The organism is Corynebacterium meitnerae (assembly GCF_027570075.1).
In the GTDB taxonomy this organism is placed as follows: Bacteria; Actinomycetota; Actinomycetes; order Mycobacteriales; family Mycobacteriaceae; genus Corynebacterium; species Corynebacterium meitnerae.
This window is the reverse complement of record NZ_JAKMUS010000010.1, coordinates 35,065-59,110: the sequence shown is the minus strand read 5'-3', so window position 1 is coordinate 59,110 and position 24,046 is coordinate 35,065. Positions and strand designations below refer to the sequence as shown.

Here is a 24,046-nt window from a genome sequence, read left to right as displayed (position 1 = left end):
ATTACAGGTCCGGCAGACCAGGGACGTCATTGAAGTCCGGAATTGGGTTTGGGGCGGGGGTGGGGTTGTTGGGCTGGCTCGGGACGGCCGGCTCGGAAGTATGCGTCGGCTGGTGGTGCGGCGGCGCCTGGCGCCCATCCTCAGGAGCGCGGGTGGTCTCCGATTCAGGGGTGTTGTACAGCGTCGATGGCTCGGACCGGGTTGTCGGCTCGTGGCGCGCGCTGGTGGGCTGCTCGGTGATGGTGGTGTACTTCGTCGTTTCCGTCACCGTTTCGCTGGTGGGTGTGGTGCTGGAGCTGGTCGGCTCGTCGCCCAGCAGGCCATCCAAGGCACCAGACGTGTAGGCCCACACTGCACCGAGTGCGGCCACGAGGGTGAACAGCGCGATGAGCACGCCGGTGCCAAAACCGCCGGACTTTTTCGCCGGAGCCGGAGCCGGAGCTGAAGCCGGCGACTGTGCGGGTGCAACCGCCGGCGCATGCGTTGTCACATGCGCCACTGAAGCGAGCTCCGCGGTGGATGGCCCCGGCTGTGGTGCGGGGGCGGGGGCTGCGGCGGTAAAGGTCTTCGTCGGGCGGCGGCCAGCACGCGCGTCGGCGATCGCGTGCTGGAATTCGGTGCCGTCCGCAAAACGGGTGGCCGGGTCCTTGCGCAGAGCAATCGAGATCAGCTCACGCGTCGGCGCGCTAATGCCCGTCGACAGCGGTGGCGGGTTGTTGGACACGTGCGCCAGAGCAATGCTTACCGACGAATCCCCCGTAAACGGCCTCTTCCCCGACAACAACTCATAGCCCACGACACCGAGCGAGTACACGTCCGTGGCAGCATCCACCGGCTGGCCTTGGGCCTGCTCCGGGGAGACGTACTGGGCGGTGCCCACCACCATGCCGGTGCGGGTGAGCGGGACGGCGGAGGCGGCTTTAGCAATGCCGAAGTCGGTGATTTTCACCTTGCCGTTTTGGGTGAGCATGAGGTTGCCCGGCTTGATGTCGCGGTGGACCAGGCCCATCTCGTGGATGACGGACAGGCCGTGGGCGGCTTGCTCGAGGATGTCGAGGGCGACGGATTCTTCCAGGTAGCCTTCGCGGTGGATGAGGTCGGCGACAGATTCGCCGCGGATGTACTCCATGACGATGAAGCACATGTCGTAGCCCTCACCGGAGGGGACCTCACGGTAGTCGTAGGTGGCCACGACGTTTTCAGAGTTGATGCCTTCCGCGGCGTGGGCCTCATTGCGGAAGCGGGTGAGGAATTCTTCGTTGGCGGAGAATTCTGGGCGGAGGACCTTGATGGCAACCTCGCGGTCATGGTCCGGGTCGTCTGCAAGCCAGACGGTGGACATGCCGCCGTGGCCGATCACCCACTGCAGTTTGTAGTCGGTGCCGATGATCCTTTGGAGTTCTTCGCGGTTGTCAGTGTTCATGGTTAGTTTCCTCCCTGCTCCTCACCCGCGCGGGGGGCGGTGGACAAGACGGTGCGGCCGATGGGTGCGGAGACTTGTCCGCCAGTTGCGCCTTCACCCAAACCGCCGCCATTCTTCACGACGACAGCCACTGCCACATCCTTATCCGGATCAAACGCCACGTACCACGTGTGCGGTGCCAGGCCTTCACCGTGCTCGGCGGTGCCGGTCTTGGAGGCGTAGTTGTTGCCGTTGTAGCCGTAGGTGTTGCGCTCAGAGCTGCGCATCAGTTCCGTCAGCTGCTCTGCCACATCAGGGGTGATGGCCTCAGCAGCCTGGCGCGGACGGAACTCGCGCAGGGTTTTCATGTTCGGGCCGACGACGCGGGACACCACCTGCGGTTCCATGCGGCGGCCCTCATTAGCCACGGTGGCAGCCATCACGGCAGCCTGCAGCGCGGTCATGGTGACATCGCGCTGACCAATGGCACTCATACCCACGGCGGCGAGGTCTTCCAGCTCACCCAGGGAACCGGCTGCGTTGGGCAGGCCGAGGTCGTACTGGGCGCCGACGCCGAAGGCGGTGGCGGCGTCGCGCATGGGGCCGTCCCCAAGCTCCGTTGCCATCTGCACAAACGCGGTGTTGCAGGACAGCGTGAAGGCCTGGCGCAAGGAGGCACTCCCGCCGCCGCCACAGGTTTGGCCGCCGTAGTTGGTCAGCTGCACTTCCGTGCCCGGCAGCGTGATTGAAGAATCAGCGGTCAGCGGGGAATCCGGGGTGTAGCCATTCTGCAGACCAGCAGCCGTGGTGATGATCTTGAAAATCGAACCTGGTGGCAACTGCTCCTGCGAAGCATGGTTGAGCAGCGGGTTCCCCGGATTCGAGGTGATGGACTCCCACGCAGCCTCCGCGGCCGCGCCGTCCGGGTTAGCCACCGCATTCGGGTCGTAGGAGGGGTTGGAGGCCATGGCCAACACCTCACCCGTCGATGGGCGAAGCGCCACAACAGCACCCTCGTAGCCGCGGCTTTCTAGCTGCTCATAGGCGGCTGCTTGGGTCTGCGGGTCCAGGGTCAGCTCGAGGGAATCACCCACGCGCTTCTCCGTGGTGCGCAGGAAACGGCTGCCCGTCGCGCGCGTCTCACCATTGAGGTCCGCGTTGAAGCCCGCCTCCAGGCCGGCAACACCATAGCGGTCGGACAAATAGCCCACCACCGGGGCAAAGGAGAACGGCATGTTGGGGTAGGAGCGCTGGTAGAACCCCTGATCGTCGACAAGCGACTGGGCCAAAACCTGCCCACCCGCACTGATCTGACCACGCTCAATCTGCTTGGCTTCGATGTAGTTGCGCGAGTTGCGCGGATGACGCGCGTACTCATCCTCGTGGAAGACCTGCACCCACGACAGGTTGATCAGCAAAATCACCGTGAGTACAAGGGAACCAATCGCGCCAATGCGTATCGACGAATTCACTGCGCCACCTCCTCAGCCGGCCTATTCGCGTTATTGGAAATGCGCAGCAGCAAGCCCAACAGAATGTAGTTGGCCATCACTGCCGAACCACCCGCGGAAATGAACGGCGTGGTCAGACCCGTCATGGGCATGAGCCCCGAGACACCACCGGTGACCACGAAAACCTGTACCGCGATGGTGAGCGCAAGGCCCGAAGCAACGAGCTTGCCGTAGGTGTCGCGCACCGCCAGTGCAGTGCGGAAACCGCGGGTGATGAAGATGGCAAAGATCACCAGCACGGCGGCCAGACCAGCCAAACCGAGCTCCTCCCCAATCGCAGCGAGGATGTAATCCGAATGCGCCACTGGCACCATCTCCGGGTGACCAAAGCCCAGGCCAGTGCCCGTCACGCCACCCCAGCTCAAACCGAACAGAGCCTGTGATGCCTGGTAGCCGGTGTTGTCGATGTTGGCGATAGGGTCGAGGAAATTCTCCACACGATCCTGGATCTTGTCCGAGATCTGGTACACCGCAAAGCCACCAATAGCCACCAGACCCATGCCGATGACCAGCCAGCTCGTGCGGCCGGTAGCGAAGTACACCATGCCCAGCACGGTGGCGAAGAGCAGCAGCGCCGGACCGAAGTCATTGGACACCGCCATGATGAGGATGGCAATCGCCCACACCATAAGAATCGGCGCTAGGTCGCGCAGACGTGGGAACGTCATGCCCCACAGGGTGTAGCCCGCCACCGTGAACAGCGAACGTTTTTGGGCCAGGAGTTGGGCGAAAAAGATCAAGAGCAAGATCTTGGAAAACTCACCCGGCTGGATGGAAAATGGGCCGAGCCAGATCCAAATGCGGGCCTCCGCATCCGGCGGCTGTGGCCACACCAACGGCAGTGCCAACAGCACCAGACCCAGCAGACCCAGCAGGTAGGAGAAACGGCTGAGCTCCCGGTGATCACGCACGACAAGGAGCGTGGCCACCAAGAACAGCACGCCCACCAAAGTCCAAATGACCTGGCGTTCGGCCAGGTGCCAGCCCTTCGCAATGTCCAGGCGGTAGATCATCACCAAACCAATGGCGTTGAGCGTGGCCGCCATGGGCAGCAGCACCTGGTCCGCGTGCGGGGCAGCGAAGCACATGGCCACATGCGCAATCGCGTACACGCCGATGAAGCCGCCCACGAGCCACAGCATTTCCACCGTCAAGGCGTTGCCTTGGGAAAGCTCCAAGCCCACGAGCATGAGCAACAGCAACGCCGCTGACAGCACCAGCAGCAGGAGCTCGCGTCCGCGTGAAAACAGTTGGCGCACTAGGACACCTCCCGGCACTTCTGCGGAGAGTCCGCCTTATCCACGCACGCCGGCAACGCTTCTTCTGCCAGGCGGTTCACCTGATCAGAAATCTCAGCGTAGGAGCCGCTACCCAGGTTGTGTACCCGCTTAGCCGTGGAATCCGGCAGATCGGCAAGACCGAAGACCTGGCAGTCATTCGGCACCTTGTTCGCATCCACAACGGTGATCTGGTTGTCAGTGTTGATGCAGATCTGCTGCACCGGCTTATGCAAAGACTTACCCAGAATGCTGGTGTTGAAGCCCTGCTCAATGACAAACTCATCCGCATCATTGACGGTGATGGCGTACGTATTGGAACTCTCGCGGTCCAACCACCACGCACCCACGACACCCGCCGCAATGACGGCGAGCACAAGAATCAGGGCTGCCCAAGGGAAGCGCCGAGGATGATCCTCCTCATCGTCAGCAGCCGGAGTATCCGTCTCCTTTGCCCCGCCCGAGGTCTGCGTCCGGTTCTGGGTGCGCACCAACTTGGCGGCGCGGCCGGCGGCGGTGTTGGGGTGAGACGATTCGTCGTTAAGCACTAAAGCCCCAGCGAGCGCCGATTTTTGTGGCAACTCTGGGCAATCATCTGCCTCCGCGTCCACGACGTCAGCGATGACAACCGTGACATTATCCGGCCCACCCGAACGCAGGGCGAGCTCAATGAGGCGCTGCGCAGCCTCCTCCGGCGTGCCCGTGCCCAGCGTGGACTCGATCGTCTCATGCGTCACCGGGTCCGACAGGCCATCAGAGCACAGCAAGTACCGGTCACCCGGTTGTGCGTCCAAGAGCTCAAGGTACGGCTCCACCGGACGGCCCGTGTACGCCTTCAAAATGAGGGACTTCTGCGGGTGCGAGGACACATCTTCCGCCTGTAGCTTGCCCTGATCAACGAGGGACTGCACGAAGGTGTCATCCACCGTGATCTGCGTCAACTCACCGTCACGCAGACGGTAACCGCGCGAATCACCCACGTGAATGAGGCCGAACTCGGTGCCGTTGAACATGAGCGCCGTCAGGGTTGTGCCCATGCCATCCTGCTCCGGGTTCTCGGCGATGGACGCCTGAATCGAAGCATTCGCATCCTCCGCCGCCGCACCGAGCAGCGCGAGCACATCCGCATCTGCCGGGTCGCGGTCAAGGTGCTCCATGTGCTCAACCATGAGCTGGGAAGCCACCTCACCAGCGGCGTGGCCCCCCATGCCGTCTGCAAGCATCAGCAAGTGCGGGCCGGCGTAGGCCGAATCCTCATTGTTCCCGCGCACCAAGCCGCGGTCCGAGACCGCCGCGAAATTCAGCTTGAGAGTGCTCATGGCATCAACCTCACAATCGTGCGCCCCATCTTGATGTCAGTGCCCACCTGGACGCGTTCAGGCTGGTCAATGCGGTAGCCATCCACAAAGGTGCCGTTGCGCGAATCCAGGTCCTCCACGAACCAGTCCGACCCGCGCCGGAACAGCCGCGCATGGCGTGAGGAGGCAAAATCATCCCCCAACACAAAATCATTATCGTCCGCGCGCCCCAAGGTCAGCGCCTCCAAACTGGCCACCTCCATGTAAGAGCCCTGCAGTGGGCCTTCCACGACGACAACCTCACGCGCCTTTTCGCGTTTCGACGCCCCCCGCACCGGCGCCGCCCCCGACGTCGCCCGCCGCACACCAAGCTCAGCTGCCCTAATATCCCGGCGCTGCGCTGCGAGCACAACGAAGATAAACAGCCACAAAAGAATCAAAAGGCCGAAACGGGCCCCGAGCATGAGAGCACTATCCATAAGAATCCAGCAACCTCCGCTCTATACGCCCTGCCGCGGTCCGGCGATGCGCACCTCGATCGTCGAATGGCCGAGTGTAATCACATCACCATCCGCCAGCTCCCAGTTTTCCACCGGCTGATCATTCACCGTCGTGCCATTCGTGGACTGCAGGTCCACCAGAAACGCGGTTGTGCCATCCCAGATGATCTCCGCATGCTGGCGGGACACCCCAGTATCCGGCAGGCGGAAATCCGCATCATTGGAGCGGCCCAAAATAGTGGACCCCTCCCGCACCTGGTACGTCCGCGAAGAACCATCCTGGAGCAGCAGTGTTACAGATGGGGTGGGCATGGCTCTCTCCTGGTTTGGGGCCTGGTCTCGTTCGGGGGTTGGTTCTGGTTCAGCTGCTCGCGATGGACGGGCAGCGGCAACAATCGCGTCGAACCCGCTGTCCACATCCGGCTCCCCATCAATGTAGGAAGACACGCGCAACTGACCCGTGCGCAACCCGGACTCCTCCGCAACACGCACGACCACTGGCCCATACAGGCCCCAGTTCAGGTTGCGGATGAAGCGGGTGAGCTGGCCAGCAAGGTGCGTGGGCAAATCCGGATCCCGCGAGAGATTCTCCAGATCCTTCGAGGACACGCCGATGGCGTAGACATTCGGCACCGCCAAATCATCATCCTCATTGGCCACCACGCAGTCCTGCGCCTCCTGCTTGAGTAGCTCTTCCAACTCAGCCGGAACAACACGACCACCGAATACCGCGGCAAAGCCGTTATCCAAACCACGCTGCAGGGCGCTATCGAACTTGGCTAGTCGGTCCATCAAGGCCATGTACCCACACCTCCTCTCGCTGCTAACCGCGCTAGTTTCGACAGACAGTATAGAGTTTCACGGGCACACAACCTAGCTGTCTGGCCGAAAATAGCCTTTAAGCATGCAATTTGGTGATTCCCATTGGGTGCATGCTATGTTTACTTAGTCGCCCGCCCGGGTGGCGGAATTGGCAGACGCGCTGGCTTCAGGTGCCAGTGTTCGCAAGAACGTGGGGGTTCAAGTCCCCCCCCGGGCACAAACAGAATGACCCGTCGGATGCCTGCATCCGGCGGGTTATTCCTTTTTTCCCAGGTATCCCTTATGATCTTTCGGGTCTAACATTCATTTTCCCGAAGAGAAAGACGTGTAATGAACGACATCTTCCGCAAGGCCGGTACCGAGTTCCTGGCCACCCTGCTGTTCGTGTTCGCCATCGTGTCCGCAGTGAGCACCGCTGGTGACTTCGCGCCGATCGCTATCGGCTTCGCTCTGATGGTCCTGGTGTACTCCACCGGCCACATCTCCGGCGGCCACCTGAACCCGGCTGTGTCCCTCGGCGCATTCCTGCGCGGCGCAATGTCTGCCACCGAGATGGTCATCTACTGGGTCGCACAGATCCTGGGTGGCGTCGTGGGTGCCCTGATCACCCGCGGTGTGTTCTCCGAGGCTCCGACGGCGGCTCAGATTGATACTGCTCCGGCATTCATTGTCGAGACTGTTTTCACCTTCATCCTGGTGTGGGTCGTGCTCAACGTTGCTACTTCCAAGGACACCGACGGCAACTCCTTCTACGGCCTGGCCATCGGCGCGACCGTCATGACCGGTGCTTTCGCTGTTGGCTCCATCTCCGGTGGTGGCTTCAACCCGGCAGTGGCTATCAGCCTCGCCGTCAACGGCAACTTCGACTGGGCAAACATCTGGCTCTACATCGTTGCTCCGCTCATCGGTGCAGCTCTCGCCGCTGTAGCTTTCCGCGTCTTCAGCCCGGCTGACCACGAGCAGAACGTCAACGCCTAAAAAACGCTTCGCATAGCAGCGGGATAGTTTAGCCTAGGAAACTATGGCTGAACTTAACTTCCCACTGAAGAAGCTTCCCATCAACACCGCTACCCGCCCGGGCCCAGGAAAGCCCGGGGAGGTAGCGGTGTTGGCGCGTTTAGCGGACCGTATCGGGGGACTGGTCCAGGGAAGCAAGACCCTCAACCTCTTCCCGGCCGTCGGTCGCGCGCGCCGCAACTTCCTGCCATGGCTCGTCTACTCGGGCATGCTCATGCCATTTGGCATCCTCTCGCGCAAGGAATCGGAGCTGGTCATCCTCCGCGTAGCGGCCCTGCGCGGCGCGGACTACGAGCTGGAGCACCACAAGCGCCTGGGCAAGAAGGCCGGGCTCACCGCCGCCGATATCGAGGCGGTCCAGCAGGCAGAGCACGGCCTGACGGGACGCAGGGGGGCTCTTCTCGCCGCCGCGGATGACATCATCCGCCACCGCCAAATCTCCGACGAGGTATACGCGGAGCTCATGCGCTACATCAGCGAAAAGGAGCTCACCGCGCTCCTCCTGCTGGTGACCAACTATGACGGGCTGGCCACCCTCATGGATGTGCTGAACATCCCGCTCGACGAGCCGAAGTAGGCCGGAGTGGCCGGACCGCCTACTTCAGCGCCGCGTCCTTAGCTACCCACTGGAAAGCCCGGTTCAGGCCGGTCAGCGCCCCGCGGTACAGGAATGGCAGGTTCACCTGCGCCCAGCGGCCGAGCTTCACATCGCCGCCAGTGGTGATGAGGTACTTGTTCTTCCGCACCCCACGTCGAATGATCTGCGCGCACTTGGCGGGGGAGACGGCATGGCCCTGGAAGAGCTTCTTCGCCTTCTGCACGCGCGGGTTGTTTTGATCAATGCCGTGAATATCGATGGTGCGCACCAGGCCGGTATCCACCGCGCCGGGCGCCACAGCATGCACCTTGATGCCGAAGGACGCGAGGTCGAAGCGCAGCACCTCCAGCATGGAGAGCACACCGCCTTTCGACGCCGAATACGCCGCATGCCACGGCAGCCCCAAAACTCCGGCCGAGCTAGCCACGCACACCAGGCGGCGGGGGCCAAGCTCTTTCGCCGCCGAGCCTGTGATCGGGCCGGCGTCCATCATCGAGGGGACAAGGTTGCGGATGACGTGGATGGTGCCCATGAGGTTGACGTCGATAAGCTTCTCCCACTTCTCAAGCGGCATCGACGCCACGCTGCCCCACATGGAGATTCCGCCGACGTGATACACGGAATGCGGCACGCCATGCTTATCGACGATCCTCTGCCCCCACTCAGCCACCTTCTCCGCATCCGACACGTCGAGAGCCGTCGCGTCCAGCACCGCGTCACCGATCTCGCGGGCGGTCTCCTGCAGACCGTCCTCGTTGATGTCCGTGATGGCTACCTGCCACCCTTCTTCCGCGAGCTGAATAGCCAGTTGCTTACCAATTCCGGAGGCGGCGCCCGTCACCACCACCATGTGAGAGTTCTTCATAGGGGTCTCCTTTGCCGCTTTAGTTTCAAAAACAAAATAAAGGGGGCACCACGTATCCTAGGGAACTCGCACGCCAAAAATTGGTGGTTTTGCCAACGGGCTTAGACTGGGCCGCATGCCGCGCAGCCCGATTCCTAGCTATCTCACCGCGATCCTCGACGAGGTCCGCCCCATTACTGATGGTGCAAACGCCGACTACATCGACGGTTTGCGCACCGCCGATCCGGAGAAACTCGCCCTCGCCGTGTGCACGCGCTCCGGGCACCTTTATTCGGTGGGGGATGATGAATATGAATTCACCATCCAGTCCATCTCCAAACCCTTCGTCTACGCGATCGCGTTGGATCAGTTCGGGGAAGAGGAAGTTCATAGCCGCGTCGGGATGGAGCCTTCAGGCGAGGCCTTCAATGAGCTCTCGCTTGATCACGATACAAACCGCCCCGACAACCCCATGATCAACGCCGGCGCCATCGCCGTGAACCAGATGGTGGGGGATGATGCGGCTATTCTTTCGGTCTTCTCCCGGCTGGCTGGGCGGGAGTTGTCGGTGGATGAGTCGATCTACCAAGGCGAGCTGGGCACCGCCGACCGTAACCTGGCGCTGGCCCACATGCTGCGTGAATACGGCATGATCACCGGCGATGTGCATGACGCGGTGGCAGGTTACACGCGACAGTGCTCCATCCTGGTGACCGTGCGGGACCTGGCCGTGATGGCTGCGACCTTGGCCAACGGTGGCGTGCAGCCCGTGACGGGGGAGCGGGTCTTAAGCGCCAAAGCGTGCCGCCTGACCCAGGCCGTCATGGCGTCCTGCGGGATGTATGATGGCTCCGGCCGCTGGATGAGCTCCGTGGGCATCCCCGCCAAATCCGGTGTGGCCGGCGGGCTCATTGGTACTCTGCCGGGCCAGCTCGGTGCAGCGTCTCTCTCGCCCCGGCTTAATGACGAAGGCAATTCTGTCCGCGGCGTCGAAATCTTCCAGCGCATGTCCTCCACGCTGGGCCTGCACATGATGGCGTCCAATTACTACTCCGCGCCGGGCATCCGGGCGGTGCACCGCAAGGGTGAGACCAACATCGTGGAGCTGCAGGGCATGATCAACTTCACCGCGGCGGAGAATATCCTCTATGACCTGGTGGAACGCGAGCTCGTTGGTGACAATCTGGTGCTCGACTTCCGCCATGTCACCTCCTTCAACCTCGCCGGCCGCCGCCTGGTCAAAGAGGGCCTGCGCCAATTCCGCGAGGACGGCTTCGACGTCGCCGTCTACGACCCCGCCGCCGCCATGCCGGACTATGAATTCTCCGATGGCACCCAGGTGGACTCCATCCAGGACGTCTCCGAATCCTTCGAGCTCACCGTCACCCCGGAGGAGGCCTACACCGCCCTTGCCGAACCGGAAGTGGACTTCCACGTCGCCGAGGAAGAATCAGGCGACCGCCTCGTCTGGCACAGCGCCGACGAAGAATGGGCGGAGTCCGACATCATCTTCGACTTCGACAAAGACGCGGATGGCGCTACCACCGTCCACGTCACCCACCGCGGCCTGACGCCCCGCTACGAAGAGGCAGCGGAGCACTGGCGCGGGGAGATTCGTAAGCGCCTGAAGTCGCTCACCCAGCAGGACTAGTCCCCATATTCTCCCTACAGGTCCTCCTGTAGGTCTGCCTGGGCATTAAGGCGAGCTTCGTCCTGGGCGTTGCGTTTTGCCGCGATGCGTGGCGCGAAAATGAGGGCTACAACTCCACCGACGATGGCCCCTGTGATGAGCGACCACTGGCCGTCTCCCACGTTGAAGGCGATGCCAGCCACCATGACTAGCGCCAAGGCAAGGTTGAGGATGGCCAGACCCCGGTAGCCCTTGAAGTTCCCCTTCGGGCGCGGTGCGTGTGCCTTCAACCAGCCGGAAGCGATGAGCTCCGGCACCACAACAGGCAGGAAGACCAGGAGGGATAGCCAGGAGCGCTGGCCCGGGATAGCCCATGCCAGGATGGCGCCGGCCAGGAAGGCGAAGGTGGGCACCACGCTGAACGCTACGGTCTGGGACTTGTGCACCATGGATTCTTGGTATTCGTCGCCGACGTGCCCGGTTACTTTGGAAAGGACATTGTCGCCGATAGCAGTAGAAATGCTCATTGAAGTCGTGCCTTTCTTGTGTTGTTGGCTGTGTTGCTAGCTAGGTTGTTAGCTTTCTTGCTCGTCCCCGAAAACTTCCTCGACTGTCTTGCCAAGGGTCCGGCACACATCAAGTGCGAGGTGCACGGAAGGGGAGTAGTTGCCTTTCTCAATGTTGGCGATGGTCTGCCGCGACACCCCGACCTTCTCCGCGAGTTCTGCCTGCGAAAGATCCAGCCAGCGCCGCCACTGCCTCACCATGTTTGCCATGTTCTTGCCTCCTTCGGTGTGTTAGGTGGCTTACCCATACAATAAAGGAAACGCGACCGCGTGTAAAGGAAACTTGTCAAAAAGTTATGCATCGTGGCTCTGTCCTGCGGGAACACTACGATGGGGTGCATGACTAATGCGTTGGACACCATCTGGTGGCACGTCTATCCCCTCGGGGCCACCGGCGCCCCGATCCGGGACCGCACCGGGGACGGCTCGGATGTCGCCCCGCGCCTGCGCCAGTTGGAGCCGTGGCTGGATTACCTCATTGAACTCGGCTGCAACGGCTTGCTGCTTGGCCCCATCTTCGACTCGGTCAGCCACGGCTACGACACGCTGGATCACTACCGCATCGACCCTCGCCTGGGCACCAACGAGGACTTCGATTGGCTCATGAGCGAGTGCCAGCGCCGCGGCATCAACGTCATGCTTGACGGCGTGTTCAACCACGTCGCCGCCACCCACCCGCTGGTCGCCGACGGTCTCGCCGGCAGCACGAACTGGGAGGGCCACGAAGATCTCGCCACGCTCCACCACGACGATGAGCGTGTGAAAGAGCTGGTCACGGACATCATGAAGTTCTGGCTCGCGCGCGGCATCGCCGGATGGCGTCTCGACGTCGCCTATTCCGTCCCGCCCGCCTTCTGGGCCGACGTGCTCGCCCGCGTCCGCGCCGACTACCCCGACGCGCTCTTCCTCGGCGAGGTCATCCACGGCGATTACGCCCAGATCGCCACCGACGGCACCCTCGATTCCGTCACGCAATACGAGCTGTGGAAAGCCATCTGGAGCTCGCTTTTCGACGAAAACTTCTGGGAACTCGACCACTCCCTCACCCGCCACGCCGCCGTCTGCGAAGCGATGGTCCCCAACACCTTCGTGGGCAACCACGACGTGGACCGCATCGCCGCGAAAGTCGGCCCCGAGAAGGCGATTTTGGCCCTGGCCTTCCTCATGACCCTGCCCGGCATGCCCAGCATCTACTACGGCGATGAGCAGGGCTTTCAGGCCATGCGCGGGGAAGGATTCAGTGCTGACGACCCTGTCCGCCCGCCCTTGCCCGCTACCCCGGAAGAGCTTTCTGACCTCGGTGCGTGGATCTTCCGCGAGCACCAAGCCCTCATTGGTCTGCGCCGCCGCCACCCGTGGCTCACGAGGGCGAAGGTCGAAGTCCTGGATAAGACGAATGAGACGATTTCGTATGAGGTGACAGATGGCGCGGATAAGCTACTCATTGAAGCCTGGCTCCAACCGACGCCTGGCGTGCGCGTGAGCAGTGGGGACGAGACTATCTACGCGATGCCCGCAGAACCATAAACGAGCCCACCAGGCCGAGCACCAGAAACAGCGCTGAGAAACCGATCGACCACGCTGCCGATTGGGCGAAACCGGCTTCCAGGCTGCTGATGATCTCGGCGCTTGCCCCGGCCGTCTCGCGCAGCGCCGTGATCGCCGAACCTGCCGACGACTCCGTGGCCTGCGCCAACTCCGCCGGCACACCCGTCGCCGGGATCGTGCGCGCCATAGCCACCCCCAGCGCGGAACCCGCGATCGCCGCACCGAGTGCTGAACCCAGCTGACGCACCGTCGACTGAGTAGCCGAACCTGCGCCCGAGAGCTCCTCCGGGATGTCCCCGAGCACCGTCGACGTGAGCTGCGCCGACGCGAGACCCAGCCCCACGCCGTACACGACGAGCGTAGCCACCACGAGCCACACCGACGCCTGCGCAGCCACCACCCAGGCGAGCAGCGCCACGCCGATGACCTCCAACGCGAGACCCAGCACCACCACTCCCGGTGCCGTGAGCCGCGCAGCCAAATGGCGTGCCCGCGCCCCCGATGCAAACGCCCCCAACGCCATCCCCGCGAGCACAACACCAGTGGTGAGGGTGGACAGACCCATGGAGTTCACCAGGAACAGCGGCAGGACAAACATGAGGGAGAACTCGCCGATCGCCACCGTGGCCGCCGTGAGGTTGCCCCAGGAGAACGTGCCCACCTTGAACAGGCTGAGATCCAGCAGTGCGTCACGGCCATTGCGGGCGCGGTGGAGCTCCCAGCGCAGGAACAGGCCGATGAAGATGAGCCCGATACCCAGCGCGAATGGCACCGGCGAGATGCTCCAGCTGGCCGGCCACTCCCATGGACCGATGTGGAGGGTTTCCTTCTTCTCCCACCAGCCGAGCGTGCTTGCCTCGATGAGACCGAACACCACCAGGCCGAAGCCGATGGCGGAAGTGAGCAGCCCATCCACATCCACGCCGCGGGCGTTCTGCTTCCCGTGCGTCTGTGGCACCCACGCGATGATGCCGGCGATGACCAGCAGCCCCAGCGGCAGGTTCACCCAGAAGATCCAGCGCCACGACGCATACTCCGTCAGCACGCCACCCAGAAGAGGACCAAGCGCCGCCATGCCGCTCATCACCGCGCCCCACACGCCGAATGCAGCTGCCCGGTCCTTGCCGTGGAAGAGCGAATTTACCGACGACAACGTCGCCGGCAACACCAACGCCCCACCCACGCCCTGCACCGCGCGCGACGCGATAAGGCTGCCAGCGCCTGTCGCCGTCGCTGCCAGGAGGGACCCGCCGACAAACAGCACCACACCCGCAATGAATGTGGTGCGCCGCCCAATCCGGTCACCTAAGCGCCCAGACCCCAACAGGAGTGCGGCGAAGATGACGTTATAAATCGCATTAACCCACTGCGCATCGGTGAGGTTGAGGTGGAGGGCGGAAATCATCGTTGGCAAGGCGACGCCCACGATGGTTCCGTCGAGCACAATCAGGGACAGCCCGGCGGCCAAAACCGTCAGAGCCTTCCACCGGCCGGGGTTGGTTGTTTGTGTGGTGCTCACTGTTTTCCTTTCGACAACCCCGACTGTAAAACCGCCTCTGAACCCCCAACATCGACCGACCGGTTGATTCCGCGGTAAGCGTCTAAAACTTTTTTGGGTTTTGCGGGAACCGGCCTGTTTCCGCTGGTCCTCGGGCTGTGTCTCTTGTTTTAGCCCGCGCTGCCTGTGGATAGATTTTTTGGTTATCCACAGGTTTTTGGGGCCCTAGCTGCGCGTTTTTGGTTTTCGGTTTAGCGTGCGTGGCATGAGTTCTTTTGCAGCTTCCGTGGCGGGGTTGACCAACCCCATTGAGCTCCTGGCATCCTTTGATGCCCAGGAGCTCATCAGCCTTGGCTGCAAACCCGCTCTCATGCGCGAGTGGGCCAAAGTCCACAAGGCCTACTACGGGAAAACGAAGTTCACCCGCAAGCAAGCCAACGCCATCAAAGTGGCGCGCTCGACTCAGAAGTCGATGGATCAACTCGTCTACATCGAGGGCCGGATCTCTTCCATTGAGGACCCCGCCGAGAAGTGGCGGCTGCGTTTGGCCCTGCTGTCTGTTCCGGGGGATTACGAGACGCTCAAGCGCCGGTCGAAGGACATCGTGCCTGAGGTGGATAAGCCTGCACCGGAACCGACAGTGGGGTTTGGTCGCTCCCGTGAAGAGTCCCGCCCGATGAACGTCATGGGTCCAGACCGCGACATGGCTGCCATCGAATACGCGCTACGCCAAGACCTCGAAGACGGCCCCGCTGGCCCGCAGATGTATGAGAAGCTCATGCGCCTCCTAGGGCTGCGCCCCGACGCTGAGGACGATGCACCTGCTGGTGTGGCCCCTGCTGTCCCGCGTCCTTTGATCCTCATCCCGTTGGAGGAGCACATCACAATCATGGGTGGCGACGGCGACGACGTCATCCTGGGCCTTACCGATGGCACCACGATGACGGGTGCGGAGTTTTTGGCCCAGAACTTTGGGGACGTCCTAGAAGTGGCGATGTTCCACCCCCAAGAAGGACCCGTCAACCTGTACGACACGCAACGCTTTGCCAACCAGAAGCAGCGTGATCTCGCTCGGGCGACCATGCCGACGTGTCCTGTGCCGGACTGCAGACATGCGGCGGATAACTGCGAGGTCCACCACATCACAGCATGGTCCCAGGGCGGACTGACCAACATGGATAACCTGGCCATGCTGTGCAGGTATCACAACCGCACGAATGACGATGACCCCGCTAAACCCCACCGTGGCCGGGTGGAAAACATCAGAGGCACACCAATGTGGAGATCACCGCGTGGATACCTCGTCCCCAACACAGTCCACCCCTTCGGAGCGATGACGCTCCTCTACGGCAGGTAACCCACCAACTTTCTAATAGCCGGCTTGACCGGCTATTTGGTGTGCCCGTTTGACTATGGCGAAGGGCGAGCAACAAAACCGCAGGTCGCGGATCGCGGGAACGTGCGATAGTCAAACCGGCCATCAACGCCAAAGCGCCGAAAGCCAGCAACAGCTGGTCTTTCGGCATGCCTGTTTTCGGAGCCCCTTAGCGCGGAGCCTTCCGCCTACCGCAGGATGTCGCGGCCGTACTTCAGCGCGGCCGTGAGCAGTCCTGCCCATTTCTCGGGTGCCAGGCCTTCAGGGCCACCGATGGGCACGATGCGCTGCTCAGCGACGGTGCGGGACTCGGTGTACTTGAGCAGACCGCCATCGCCGTGGCGGCGGCCCACGCCGGAGCGCTTCCAGCCACCCATCGGGGCGCCGATGGAGGACCAGCCGGCGGAGTAGCCCTCGTTGATGTTCACGGTGCCGGCTTCGAGGTGCCGCGCGATCTCCTGAGCGGTGGAGCTCTTGCCAAAGATGGATGCGTTCAGGCCGTACTCGGTGTCGTTGGCCTTCGCGATTGCCTCCTCATGCGAGTCGACGACCTCGATGTACACCACCGGCCCGAATACCTCCTCGCGGTACAGGCGTGCGTCCTCGGGGACGTTCAACAGCACGGTCGGGGCGTAGAAGTTAGGCCCGATGTTCGGCAGGCGCTTGCCGCCGGTGGCGACGGTGGCGCCCTTGGCCACAGCATCTTCGACAAACTCGGCGACGGTGTCGGCGTGGTCCGCGGAGATGAGGGAGCCCATGTCGATGTCCCAGTCGTGGCCAGCGCCGATCTTCATTTTCTCCACGCATCGCACGAAAGCCGGAATGAAGCGGTCCGCCACGTCACGGTGGACGTACATGCGCTCAATGGAGATGCACAGCTGGCCCGTGTTGGAGAAGCATGCGTGGCGTACGCCAGACACAGCCTTATCGACGTCCACATCCGACGTCACAATCAACGGATTCTTCCCGCCCAGCTCACCGGAGAAACCGATGAGGCGCTCGCCAGCCTGGGCAGCCAGCTTGGCACCGGTGGCAGAAGAACCGGTGAACATGAGGTAATCAACCTGCTCCACCAGTGCCTGACCGACCTCACGGCCAGAGCCCGGAATGACGGTAAGAACGTCCTTGGGCAGACCCGCCTCCGCGAACAGTTCGGCGGCGCGCAGGGAGGTCATCGGGGTGTTGGAGTCCGGCTTCAGCACCACGGTGTTGCCAGCCAGGATCGCCGGGATGGCGTCCGAAATAGCCAGCACCAGCGGGTAGTTCCACGGCGCAATGATGCCCACGACACCGACCGGCGCGTGCTGGACCTGCGTCTTCGTGGCAATCGGCAGGGCCACCTTGGCGCGGTCCGGCGACAGGAGCTTCTCAGCGCGGTACGCGTAGTGGCGCGCGGTCAACGCGTTGTCCAGCACCTCTTCGAAGGCGGCGCGACGGTTCTTGCCGTTCTCATCCTGGATGATGTCCAGCAGCTCGTTCTGGTGCTTCAGCACCAGGTCGTGGTAGCGCAGCATGATCTTCTTGCGCTCTTTGATCGGGGTGGCAGCCCACTCTTTCTGCTTAGCGCGGGCACGCTCGACGACCTGCGTGGCGGTCTCTGCCCCGTAGTAGTTCGTCGTGCCGACGATCGTGCCGTCGGCCGGGTTCTTGATCGTGATGGTCGTGTCAGAATCATTGTGAAGGCGCGTTGTCATAGTCCCCCAAGATAATGCACGTCCACCCTTCGGGGCAGGGTGTTCGGAAGAAAACTTTTGCGTTAAAACACGAACTTTTGCACCAAGGAGCGGTAGGCCTTGGTGGTCAGTTCCACATCTTCGACCTCGACGTACTCGTCGTGCGAGTGCAGTTGGTCTAGCACTTCACCAAACCCACGACCGGCCGCATGCAGGGCAAACCCGTAGCCCACGCCACCTTTGCGGCGGCCAAAGCGGAGGTCGGAGCCGCCGGCAGCAATCGTCGGCACCACGGGCACGCCGGGGAAGAACTCCCCGTACGTCTCCACGATCGCCTCATACAGCGGCCCAGAGGCGGGGGAGACGGTGGCGTCCTCAGTGATCAAGTGCTCGATTTCCACACGCTCCGCCAGATCACCGAGTGCCTCACGCAGCACCTCGTCGACTTCCTCCTGCGTCTGTCCAGGAAGCGGACGAATGTCCAGCTCCACGTACGCGTTCGACGGCAGCACGTTGATCGCCCCGCCCGCGCGAAGAACGGTCGGCGACACGGTCAGGTGGCTCATCGCGTGGGAGTAGCGGGCAAGCGGACCGAGGGCCTCGTAGTTCTCCCCGCGCAACAGTTGCTCCTCCGTGGCAGGGTCGAAGCGGAAGGCGCGCACGTAGCCTTTCCACAGGTCATCGGAGACAACGGGTGGCTCAATGCTTGCTAATCGGCGGGCGACCTCACCCACCAGCCCCACCGTCAACTCGCGCCCATACGGCGCGGACCCGTGGCCGGCATCGCCGTGGATGGTGATGCGACGCTGCGCCGCACCCTTTTCACCCACCACCACGACGAGAGCATCCGGCAGGTGCGACCCGGCCGTCTCAGACAGGCAGTTGCGCCAGCTGAACGCATCCGGCTCGTGCTCGGCGATCCAGCCGGCACCAAGGCCACCGCGGGCCTCCTCATCAGCGCAGGCCACGAAGGTCAAGGTGCCGCGCGGGCGCTCCGCCGACTGCGCCACTTCGCGCGTGACAACGGCCATCGCCGCGGTGATGAACAGCATGTCCATCGCGCCACGTCCGTAGATGCGTCCGTTCTCAATCTCCGCGCCGAACGGATCCTTCGTCCATTTCGGGTTATCGACGGGCACCACATCCGTATGCCCCAACAACGTCAACGGCTCCGCCTCGGGGTCCGTGCCCTCGACGGTGAACGCGACGGACACACGACCGGGGTGGGGTTCAAAGCGCTGCACCTTCACATCGGTGCCGGCGAAGAACTCCTCCAGGGTCTCAGCGTTGCGCACCTCCTGGCCAGAATCCGCGGTCAGATCATTGACGCACGCGTTGCGGATGAGCTGGCGCAGCAGATCAATCGTGGTTTGTTCAGTCAACCTTTGCCTCCTTGAGATAGTCGGCGACACGGGTGAGTGCCTCTTGGCAGTCTTCCTCGGAGCCGTCGAGGGAACGGGCACCGATGGCGATGCCGTAGGTGGTGTCACCCACCGTGGTGAACCCGAATTGGCGGGTGTGCCACGACCCATCGGGTGCGTCGGACCAGCCGCCCTTGAAGGGCACATTATCGAGTTGGCCGAGGCCGTAGCGATGTTCGTCGACAATTTTATGCATCTCCACGATCACCGGGTTGTCTGCGGGCAGCGACGCCAAGTAGTGCCCGTACCGCGCCTGACCAGGCAAAGTCCACACGGTGGCGCCCCATGCGGCCTCCGGGGCGACGGTGATGCCACTCTTCGCGATCTCCTCCGACACCAACTTCTCCGCCTCCGCGTCTGGCCCGATGCAGGACCACAGTTGGTTCGTGGCGTCATTGTCCGACCACTCGATGGCCGCCTCCGTGAGGTCCGGCACCGCAGCCTCCCCGTACGCGCAGTGTTCCTGCGCCACCAGCGCGATCGGCACCTTGATCGTGGACCACGCCGGCAGCACTCCCACTGAACCGGCCGTCACATCCTGGGTGCCGTCGAAGATGGCCACGCCCACCTGGACGCCCGTTTCTTCCTCGATTGCCGCGACCTTCTTAGACAGGCCACTGAGATCCAGCCGCGCCCCAGACACCGCCCCGACTTCAGGAGCAGGCCCCTCAGGTGTAGCCGGTTCCGCCACCCGCGAGCAGCCTCCCATGGCAACCCCAGTCACCAGGAAGACGCTCGCCAGCGCCGCATACCGCTTCTTCACACCGAGGATCTTATAGGCTTGGGCGGCATGGGGCAGTTGGATGTAATGGGAAGTGTGAGTGAGGGCGTCGATAAGCTAAAAGAGCTGTATGCGGCGTCATGCGAACGTGCGCGTGAATGCGTTGCCACCGGCGATTTTTCGCGCTACAACGAGGTTTTGTACCCGAAGATCGCGGTGAGCATCACCGAGTGGCGGCCGATCGACCGCTCCCAGCCCTTCGGCTACGTCGATGAGGCCGGCACCTACTCGGCGGTGATCTCCCGGCCCGACATGATGGAGGCCTACCTGCGCCACCAGTTGGAATGCCTCGCCGCGAACTACCCGTGCGAGATCTCGGTCGGCTACTCCGACGTGGGCATCCCGCCCGAATACATCCGCGGCCTCGGCCAAGTCAGTGAAGCGCGCCGCACAGACATCCCGCGCCCCACGCTCGACGATGTGCACGATGCAATTATCGACGGCGACTGGGACGCCTTCCACTCCCCCGAAAAACCCCTCTTCCACTTCGGGCCCCAACGCTTCGACATCGCCTGCGAACGCATCGAGCACTACACCGGCATCCCCGTGGAATCGGTGCAGCGCTACATCCTGTTCACCAACTACGACATGCACACCCGCGAGTTCGTCCGCTTCGGCTTGAGTGAACTGGCGCGGGAGGGGACCCGGTACACCGCCCTGCTCCTGCCAAATGGGCGGCGTATCACCCCCGCGGACGTCGCGTCTGGTGGCGCGGACGTTGATGCCGTGGCTGCTGACCTGGTCTCGCGCTACCAGATGCCGCGCTATGACTTGGTGGCGGAGAACAATTCGGGCGTGACCATGATCAACATTGGGGTCGGGCCGTCGAACGCGAAGACGATCACGGACTGTCTGGCGGTTCTGCGCCCAGAGTGTTGGATCATGATCGGGCACTGCGCCGGCCTGGACGCCCGCATGCGCATTGGGGACCTCATCCTCGGCAACGCCTATGAGCGCCGCGACCATGTGCTGAACAACCATATTGAGCGCGAGCTGCCCATCCCGGCGATCCCGGAGATCCAGCGGACTCTGGAGAAGTCCGTAAAGCGGATCTATGGGGAGGAGGAGCAGTCCCTCATGCGCACCGGCACGGTGCTGTCCACGGATGACCGCAATTGGGAGTGGCAGACCCCGCAGGACCTGTGGGCGTGGTTGCGGGGGTCAACGGCGGTGGCGGTGGACATGGAGTCCTGCACCATCGCCGCGAATGGCTACCGGTACCGGGTGCCGTATGGGACGTTGCTGGCCGTGTCGGACCTGCCGTTGCATGCGGTGCCGAAGCTGCCGGCGGCGGCGCAGGCTTTCTACTCCAATTCGAAGGAGGCGCACGTGATGTGCGCGGTGCGGACGATGGAGAAGTTGGCGAAGAATCCGGAGAGGTTGCGGACTCGTAAATTACGTCGCGCACAAGGGGAGGTTCCTTTCCGCTGATTCGCCTACTCAGGGGGTATCTTCTTCACTGTGGAAACCGGTGAGAAGCGCAGTGAGAAGCACAATGTGAAGCAGTTGGCAGGGCAGATGACGGCGGCGTTGGTGCTGCCGTTGGCGTTTATTGTTGTGCTGCTGCGCTATCGGGCGAACTCTGACACGTTAGACAGCGTGTTCAAGACGGATATCCCGCTTGACCTGTGGATTTACCTGCGCGGTGGGGAGCGTGTGTCGGCGGGGGACGCCCTGTACGCCGGGAATATTTTTAATGATCTGCCGTTCACATACCCACCGTTTTCGGGCCTGCTGTTTTCGTGGCTGGGTGTGTTTGGGGATCTCGAGGTGACGGTGCTGTGGCACACCATGTCCATCGCGGGCACCATGCTGGTGTTGTGGCTGTGTTTCGTGCGGCTGGGGGTGAAGATGACGCCGGCGTTCGTGGTGATCCTTCCTGCCATGGCTGCTTTCTTCCTGTTGGGGACGGAGCCGCTGCACGCCACGTTGTTCTGGGGCCAGGTGAACATCCTGCTCATGGTGCTGGTGTGTTTGGACTTCTTGCCCAAGACACGTCGCCTGCCCGGCGTCGGCGTGGGTCTGGCCGCGGGCATTAAGCTCACTCCGGCGTTTTTCGGGCTGCTGTTTTTGGTGCAGCGGCGGTGGGCAGCGGCGGTGGGGAGCATCGTTGTATTCCTTGCCACCGTCGCCCTTGGTTTCCTGACGGTGCCGGACGCGAAGCACTTCTGGACGGACGCCATGTTCTCCTCCGACCGCGTCGGCGTGCACTCGAATACGGGGGCGCAGTCGATCAAGTCGGTGCTGGTACGCGACTTCGGCATCGAGTCGGGAGCGGTGTGGCTGGTGTTGGCGCTGCTTACCGTGGCGCTCGTCGCGTGGGCCGCGTGGCTGGCGGTGCAGCGCGATAATCTGCCGGCGGCCGTTGGCATGGTGGGGATGGGGTCGTGCCTGGTGTCGCCGTTTTCCTGGTACCACCACTGGGTCTGGATTATGCCGCTCGGTGTGGCCATCTTCGTCGGCGTGAACCGTGCGGCGGCGCGCATCATGCCAGCGCAGCTGGCGGGGTTGGTGTCCTGCCTCGTGCTGTTTATCGTGATGGTTCCGTTTTCGGCCACGAACCTTGAACCCCTCGTGGGTTACCACCGCTCCAGCCTGTACGTGTACGCGGGTGTGGCTCTGATTCTCGGCTACATCATCCACGCCCTGATACCGCGCCTCCAGCTACGCTAAGGCGCATGCTCTACAGCTTCGAAGGCGCCCACCCGGTCATTGATCCGTCGGCGTATGTGGCCAGGGAGGCCACCATCATCGGTAACGTCACCATCGGCCCGGACGTGGCTATCTTCCCTGGCGTGGTTATTCGTGGCGACGTCGGCGCTATCCACATCGGCGCCCGCACCAACATCCAGGACGGCAGCGTCATCCACGTGCAAACAGGCACGGAACACGTGATCGGGGAGGACGTCACCATCGGCCACCTGGCCATGGTGCACGGGGAGCGCATCAGCAACGGCACCCTCATCGGCATGGGCGCCACCGTCCTAGCGCACTCCACCATCGGCACCGGCTGCATCATTGGGGGTGGGGCGGTGGTCCTTGAGGGCCAGGACATCCCCGACGGCTCCCTCGCAGCCGGCGTCCCCGCCAAGGTGCGCCGGGAACTCAGTGTAGAGGAGCGCGCCGGGCTCATCACCCACGCGGCAAAGTACGTGGACCTAGGGCGTCGTCACCGAGAGGGGCTCACGGAGTACCAGATCTAGCGCCACCGCCCGGGCAATATCGCGCACCATTTCGCGGTGCGTGGGGATCATCCGCAGCGATGCCTCCGGCAGCACGGACCGGACGGAGCGGGCGAAGAGGGCGGGGGCGGCGGGATCGTCGATAAGCGCGGAGCCTGCGACAACCAACGCCGGAGTCGAATGCTCCTGCATGAGTTCCGCGGCGAGCTTCCCGATGGTCTCCGCGCGCTCATCCAGCACCTTGCGTAGCGCCGCATCCGACTGGGCAGCCTGCACCGCGCTCACCAGCGACTGCTCGCCCAGCACCCCGTGCGTGGTCAGATCCGGCCGGTCAACCGCGATGGGCAGAACCCCCTTGTCCTGCGTGACGGCCGCACCGATCGAGTCATCCGCGAACAGCGCCATCATCGGTGCGCCGTCAATGGTCAGCGCGGACTGGATCTCCGACCCGACGATCGCGGACACCGCCGACGTCACCTGCACCGGCACCGAGAACTGCTCCCGCATCTCGGAGCCGAACGGCGCATCCTTCCACCCCAGGTTCGGCGCGTTGACCACGCCGTCGGGGCTGACGCTACCGGACGTAGTCACCCCCACCGTGGCCAGCGGCCGCGACAGGTCCGCCATGAGGCGGTTCAGCCCGGCCATGATGTGCTGGATGAAGTCGTCCTGGCTCATGTCGGCGACGTGGATGTCTAGTTCGGAGTCGCGGATGGTGCGGCCCTTGATGTCAAAGAGCGCCACGTAGGTGGAGCCCGTACCCACCGCGATGCCGGCGTGGACAGCCTGCGTGTCCGTCAGCTCGAGCGGGATGATCGGCCGGCCGCGGCCCTGGGAGCGGGTGAGGTCGGTGCGCTCGGTGACGTACCCGGCGTCCATCAGCGCAGCGATGGCCCGGGTCACGGTGGGCTGTGAGAGGCCGGTCGCGGTGACCAGCTCACTGCGTGAGGTCACCGGGTTGAGGCGTACGAGGTGGAGGCATTTCGCCGTGGGATTGTGCGGGCGAGAAAACGCGGACCACTGGGTCTTCATAGCGAATATATTACGACCTACCTAGGCAAGATCCGCTATCGGGGCCAGAAGTGCGTTGGCAGCGGCGTCCA

General features: G+C 63.1%; 21 protein-coding genes, 1 tRNA gene and 1 pseudogene. 9 read left to right on the top strand and 14 right to left on the bottom strand.

The features are described from left to right. Nucleotide 1 precedes the first annotated feature (1 nt). The 6 genes from L8U60_RS07365 to L8U60_RS07340 are packed head-to-tail and all read right to left on the bottom strand — an operon-like array spanning nt 2 to nt 6,789. A complete protein-coding gene (locus L8U60_RS07365; protein ID WP_269965717.1) occupies nt 2–1,423 on the bottom strand; it encodes a serine/threonine-protein kinase in 1,422 nt (473 codons plus the stop codon). A 2-nt stretch (nt 1,424–1,425) separates the two neighbouring features. Then, a complete protein-coding gene (locus L8U60_RS07360; protein ID WP_269965716.1) occupies nt 1,426–2,874 on the bottom strand; it encodes a penicillin-binding transpeptidase domain-containing protein in 1,449 nt (482 codons plus the stop codon). After that, on the bottom strand, nt 2,871–4,172 hold the full coding sequence (locus L8U60_RS07355; RefSeq protein WP_269965715.1) for an FtsW/RodA/SpoVE family cell cycle protein: 1,302 nt from the start codon (nt 4,170–4,172) through the stop codon (nt 2,871–2,873). Before L8U60_RS07355 ends, L8U60_RS07360 begins: the two co-directional genes overlap by 4 nt. Further along, the gene (locus tag L8U60_RS07350) at nt 4,172–5,509 is read right to left on the bottom strand and encodes a PP2C family protein-serine/threonine phosphatase (RefSeq protein WP_269965714.1); all 1,338 of its coding nucleotides are present in this window, start codon (nt 5,507–5,509) and stop codon (nt 4,172–4,174) included. Before L8U60_RS07350 ends, L8U60_RS07355 begins: the two co-directional genes overlap by 1 nt. Beyond that, the gene (locus L8U60_RS07345) at nt 5,506–5,967 is read right to left on the bottom strand and encodes an FHA domain-containing protein FhaB/FipA (RefSeq protein ID WP_269965713.1); all 462 of its coding nucleotides are present in this window, start codon (nt 5,965–5,967) and stop codon (nt 5,506–5,508) included. The genes L8U60_RS07350 and L8U60_RS07345 overlap by 4 nt, the downstream gene beginning before the upstream one ends. Nucleotides 5,968–5,988: 21 nt before the next feature. Then, a complete protein-coding gene (locus tag L8U60_RS07340) occupies nt 5,989–6,789 on the bottom strand; it encodes a DUF3662 and FHA domain-containing protein (protein WP_269965712.1) in 801 nt (266 codons plus the stop codon). A 154-nt stretch (nt 6,790–6,943) separates the two neighbouring features. Between L8U60_RS07340 and L8U60_RS07335 the strand changes: the two genes are divergently transcribed. From L8U60_RS07335 to L8U60_RS07325, 3 genes are all read left to right on the top strand, one after another. Beyond that, a tRNA-Leu gene (locus L8U60_RS07335) sits at nt 6,944–7,027 on the top strand. 113 nt (nt 7,028–7,140) lie between these two features. Continuing rightward, nucleotides 7,141–7,788, top strand: coding sequence for an MIP/aquaporin family protein (locus L8U60_RS07330; RefSeq protein WP_269965711.1), 648 nt, complete (start codon nt 7,141–7,143; stop codon nt 7,786–7,788). 43 nt (nt 7,789–7,831) lie between these two features. Beyond that, nucleotides 7,832–8,404, top strand: a complete 573-nt coding sequence (locus L8U60_RS07325) for a carboxymuconolactone decarboxylase family protein (protein ID WP_269965710.1) — start codon at nt 7,832–7,834, stop codon at nt 8,402–8,404. 19 nt (nt 8,405–8,423) lie between these two features. Here the strand turns inward: L8U60_RS07325 and L8U60_RS07320 are convergent, their stop codons facing one another. Beyond that, a complete protein-coding gene (locus L8U60_RS07320) occupies nt 8,424–9,290 on the bottom strand; it encodes an SDR family oxidoreductase (protein ID WP_269965709.1) in 867 nt (288 codons plus the stop codon). 115 nt (nt 9,291–9,405) lie between these two features. On the opposite strand from L8U60_RS07320, the pseudogene L8U60_RS07315 reads away from it, so the two are divergent. Then, nucleotides 9,406–10,638 (top strand): annotated as a pseudogene (locus tag L8U60_RS07315) (glutaminase); the annotation flags it as partial. Nucleotides 10,639–10,934: 296 nt separating this feature from the next. Here L8U60_RS07315 and L8U60_RS07310 read toward each other — a convergent pair. Together L8U60_RS07310 and L8U60_RS07305 are read right to left on the bottom strand one after the other, a co-directional pair. Continuing rightward, complete coding sequence (locus L8U60_RS07310) at nt 10,935–11,426, bottom strand: hypothetical protein (protein ID WP_269965707.1); 492 nt, start codon at nt 11,424–11,426, stop codon at nt 10,935–10,937. A gap of 48 nt (nt 11,427–11,474) precedes the next feature. After that, on the bottom strand, nt 11,475–11,675 hold the full coding sequence (locus L8U60_RS07305; protein ID WP_269965706.1) for a helix-turn-helix transcriptional regulator: 201 nt from the start codon (nt 11,673–11,675) through the stop codon (nt 11,475–11,477). 129 nt (nt 11,676–11,804) lie between these two features. Between L8U60_RS07305 and L8U60_RS07300 the strand changes: the two genes are divergently transcribed. Further along, complete coding sequence (locus L8U60_RS07300; protein WP_269965705.1) at nt 11,805–12,992, top strand: alpha-amylase family protein; 1,188 nt, start codon at nt 11,805–11,807, stop codon at nt 12,990–12,992. Here the strand turns inward: L8U60_RS07300 and L8U60_RS07295 are convergent. Further along, a complete protein-coding gene (locus L8U60_RS07295; RefSeq protein WP_269965704.1) occupies nt 12,964–14,532 on the bottom strand; it encodes an MFS transporter in 1,569 nt (522 codons plus the stop codon). The two genes, L8U60_RS07300 and L8U60_RS07295, sit on opposite strands and share 29 nt — an antisense overlap. 244 nt (nt 14,533–14,776) lie before the next feature. On the opposite strand from L8U60_RS07295, the gene L8U60_RS07290 reads away from it, so the two are divergent. After that, nucleotides 14,777–15,868 carry an HNH endonuclease signature motif containing protein gene (locus tag L8U60_RS07290; RefSeq protein ID WP_269965703.1) on the top strand — a complete coding sequence of 364 codons (1,092 nt, stop codon included), beginning with the start codon at nt 14,777–14,779 and terminating at the stop codon, nt 15,866–15,868. A gap of 206 nt (nt 15,869–16,074) precedes the next feature. Here the strand turns inward: L8U60_RS07290 and L8U60_RS07285 are convergent, their stop codons facing one another. From L8U60_RS07285 to L8U60_RS07275, 3 genes are all read right to left on the bottom strand, one after another. Beyond that, nucleotides 16,075–17,580, bottom strand: a complete 1,506-nt coding sequence (locus tag L8U60_RS07285; RefSeq protein WP_269965702.1) for a succinic semialdehyde dehydrogenase — start codon at nt 17,578–17,580, stop codon at nt 16,075–16,077. Between the two features lie 62 nt (nt 17,581–17,642). Continuing rightward, entirely contained in the window at nt 17,643–18,941 is a 1,299-nt protein-coding gene (locus tag L8U60_RS07280) for a M20/M25/M40 family metallo-hydrolase (RefSeq protein ID WP_269965701.1), read from the bottom strand. Continuing rightward, nucleotides 18,934–19,743, bottom strand: coding sequence for a hypothetical protein (locus L8U60_RS07275; RefSeq protein ID WP_269965700.1), 810 nt, complete (start codon nt 19,741–19,743; stop codon nt 18,934–18,936). Before L8U60_RS07275 ends, L8U60_RS07280 begins: the two co-directional genes overlap by 8 nt. 27 nt (nt 19,744–19,770) lie before the next feature. On the opposite strand from L8U60_RS07275, the gene amn reads away from it, so the two are divergent. Genes amn through L8U60_RS07260 form a run of 3 tightly spaced genes read left to right on the top strand, consistent with a single transcriptional unit; the run spans nt 19,771 to nt 22,964 of the window. Further along, nucleotides 19,771–21,192, top strand: coding sequence for an AMP nucleosidase (amn, locus tag L8U60_RS07270; protein ID WP_269965699.1), 1,422 nt, complete (start codon nt 19,771–19,773; stop codon nt 21,190–21,192). 30 nt (nt 21,193–21,222) lie between these two features. After that, complete coding sequence (locus L8U60_RS07265; protein ID WP_269965698.1) at nt 21,223–22,434, top strand: glycosyltransferase 87 family protein; 1,212 nt, start codon at nt 21,223–21,225, stop codon at nt 22,432–22,434. Nucleotides 22,435–22,439: 5 nt separating this feature from the next. Then, on the top strand, nt 22,440–22,964 hold the full coding sequence (locus L8U60_RS07260; protein ID WP_269965697.1) for a gamma carbonic anhydrase family protein: 525 nt from the start codon (nt 22,440–22,442) through the stop codon (nt 22,962–22,964). Here L8U60_RS07260 and L8U60_RS07255 read toward each other — a convergent pair. Further along, nucleotides 22,920–23,975 (bottom strand): ROK family transcriptional regulator, encoded by a 1,056-nt coding sequence (locus tag L8U60_RS07255; protein ID WP_269965696.1) that lies wholly within the window; start codon nt 23,973–23,975, stop codon nt 22,920–22,922. The two genes, L8U60_RS07260 and L8U60_RS07255, sit on opposite strands and share 45 nt — an antisense overlap. Nucleotides 23,976–24,046 lie beyond the last annotated feature (71 nt).